The organism is Leisingera sp. F5 (assembly GCF_001593695.1).
The window spans coordinates 1-2,205 of the sequence record NZ_LUKH01000527.1 but is presented as its reverse complement, the minus strand read 5'-3'; the positions used below and the strand labels follow the sequence as shown (position 1 = coordinate 2,205).

Genomic DNA, 2,205 nt, shown 5'->3' with positions numbered 1-2,205 from the left:
ATGGTTGACAACCGGCTTATCCACAGTCATTTGGCACCCAGGCATCCCTCCCTGCCGCGTGAGCAGAGACCAAGACCGGCCGCGGCGCATACGCGCAACCAGACGCCGGAGGTCAAGTGATATGCCGCCATTCCCAAAATCACGCGTGGGGATTGCAGAGGCCAGCGGCCTGGCATCCGGCCAGCGCGCGCCCGAGGTCCCTGCCCCGCAAGAAACCGCTGTTCTCAGCGGACCCGGCCCGTGCTGACGCAGGGCTGTGAAAGGACGATACGTGACTGAATTTTCGACCATGGGGCTTCCTGAAAAGCTCCTCGCCCGGCTCCACGACCTGGGCCTCAATGACCCCACCCCGATCCAGGCCCGCGCCATCCCGCATGCGCTCAACGGCCAGGACGTGCTGGGTCTGGCGCAAACCGGCACCGGGAAGACCGCCGCATTTGGCGTGCCGCTGATTGCACAGATGATGCAATACGGCCGCAAGCCCGCCGCCAACACCGTGCGCGGCCTGGTGCTGGCGCCGACCCGCGAGCTGGCCAACCAGATCGCAGCTACCCTGAAAGGCCTCACCGAAAACACCCCGATGAAAGTCGGCCTGGTGGTCGGCGGCGTCTCCATCAACCCGCAGATCTCCCGCATTGCCAAGGGCACCGACATCCTGGTCGCCACCCCGGGCCGTCTGATCGACATCCTGGACCGCGGCGCGCTGGATCTGGGTTCCTGCGACTTCCTGGTGCTGGACGAAGCCGACCAGATGCTGGACCTCGGCTTCATCCACACCCTGCGCAAGATCGCAGCCCTGCTGCCGACCGAACGTCAGACCATGCTGTTCTCGGCCACCATGCCCAAGCAGATGAACGAGATCGCCAACTCCTACCTGCAAAGCCCGGTCCGGATCGAGGTTTCGCCTCCGGGCAAGGCCGCCGATAAGGTCACCCAGTCGGTGCATTTCATCGCCAAGGCGGAAAAGCTGAGCCTGCTGAAAGAGCTGCTGGCCGACCATAAAGACGAGCGCGCACTGGTCTTCGGCCGCACCAAACACGGTATGGAAAAGCTGATGAAGGTGCTGGACAAAGCAGGCTTTGCCGCCGCGGCCATCCACGGCAACAAATCCCAGGGCCAGCGCGAGCGCGCCCTTGCCGCTTTCAAATCGGGCGACATCAAGGTTCTGGTCGCCACCGATGTGGCCGCCCGCGGCCTGGATATCCCTGACGTAAAACACGTCTACAACTACGAACTGCCCAATGTGCCGGACGCCTATGTGCACCGCATCGGCCGCACCGCGCGCGCGGGCAAGGACGGCGCCGCCATCGCGTTCTGCTCACCCGATGAAATGGACGAACTGAAGGCGATCCAAAAAGTGATGAAAATCACCATCCCCGTCGCTTCGGGCCGCGCCTGGGAAGCGCTGCCGGATCCCGCGGCGGCTGGCAAGCCCGGCGGCCGTCCCGGCGGACGCCGCGGCGGCGGCTTCGGCGGCGGCAAACCCGGCGGCCAGCGCCGCCGCGGCGGTGGCGGTGGCGGTGGCAAACCCCAAGGTGCAAGCGCCGGCGGCGGCCAGCGCGGCGGCCAGAAACAGCGCGCGCGCTAATCCTGCCCGTGCTTGCCTGGGCCAAGGACGGCGTCAGCGCTGTTCACCCTTAGTGCGGAACAGCCCAGTAAACACGCAAACCGGCGCTTAAGGGCAACCCGCCCTTAGGCGCCTCTCAGCAGTGAGTAACGTTTCGGAAACTGTCCGGGCGACAGTTTCCGTTTCGAACGGGCGGAGCTCCCCCGCGCTGCGCAGCAGCGCCCGGCCCAAGCCAGACAGAGAATTGCCCAAAGCAATTCATCCGGTAAGGCGCGGGAGCCACGCCCCCGCCGCCGCATCACACGACCCGCAAATCCGCCCAGACCGGCAAATGGTCCGACGCTATATGCGCCGGCCGCGCCCCATGCACCCCATGCGCCAGCGCCTTCAATCGCCGGCAATGTGCAATCCGGTCCAGCGCTCCCAAAGGCCGCAGAGCAGGAAAACTCGCCTTGGGCGGCAGAAACGTCAGCCCCGGGGCGATATGCTGCAGCACAGTCCCCCGCGACCACTCATTGAAATCCCCCGCCAGCACCACCGCACTGTCCTCGCGTTGTGCTGCACGGGCCAGGGCATGCATCTGTTCACGCCGCGCCCGCCCGGTCAGCCCAAGATGAGCCCCGATCACCCGCACCGGA

At 65.9% G+C, this 2,205-nt stretch carries 2 protein-coding genes; one reads left to right on the top strand and one right to left on the bottom strand.

Annotation, left to right across the window (positions count from 1 at the left end; translation table 11 throughout):
• The first annotated feature begins 271 nt into the window (after positions 1-271).
• The gene (locus A2I95_RS32825) at positions 272-1,588 is read left to right on the top strand and encodes a DEAD/DEAH box helicase (RefSeq protein ID WP_035920056.1); all 1,317 of its coding nucleotides are present in this window, start codon (positions 272-274) and stop codon (positions 1,586-1,588) included.
• A 277-nt stretch (positions 1,589-1,865) separates the two neighbouring features.
• Here the strand turns inward: A2I95_RS32825 and A2I95_RS32820 are convergent.
• Positions 1,866-2,205 (bottom strand): endonuclease/exonuclease/phosphatase family protein (locus tag A2I95_RS32820; protein ID WP_367153185.1); only part of this gene is annotated, 340 nt, incomplete at its 5' end.